Here is a 451-nt window from a genome sequence, read left to right as displayed (position 1 = left end):
CGCAGGTGGTGAGATAACAAAGCAGGCGAGAAACTGGCTAGGAAACAAGCTGGATGCCACGAAGCGTTCTCAGATCATGTTTATGGATAGGCATGACATCCTTAACCTGTTCATCGTCACGAATCTACCTTTGCCAAAAAATGCGCTGCCTCTCCGGAAGATAACAGACCCCTTCGACAGCGACATACCGTTCTGACAATTGAAATTCGATGGCCAGCCATCGCGTCAGCGCTCAGAGCAAAAGATCTTGGAATGAGCAATGTGGCTTGAATGATTTTTTGGTTGCAATGCCTCGCTGGCGGTGTGCTACCATCAAGCAAGGCTTATAGATAGATTTTTGGTCGTGTTTCGCGATCTGTGATACCTAATGTCGGAGTACATTGCTCCTACAATTTAGCAAGCTGTTTGGCACTTCAGGGTTACTTGGAGTTTCGCATAAGAGTATCTATAA

1 protein-coding gene is annotated in these 451 nt (G+C 46.3%); it reads left to right on the top strand.

The annotated features are described in order from the left end of the window. Positions 1-196, top strand: a 196-nt coding sequence (locus tag KMS84_RS39055) for a hypothetical protein (RefSeq protein ID WP_438819039.1), incomplete at its 5' end; no start/stop codon positions are given. Between the last annotated feature and the right edge of the window lie 255 nt (positions 197-451).

The organism is Streptomyces hilarionis (assembly GCF_024539675.1).
Lineage (GTDB): Bacteria > Actinomycetota > Actinomycetes > Streptomycetales > Streptomycetaceae > Streptomyces > Streptomyces hilarionis.
Note: the sequence above shows the minus strand (reverse complement) of the source record. Positions and strands in the feature narration are given on the sequence as shown.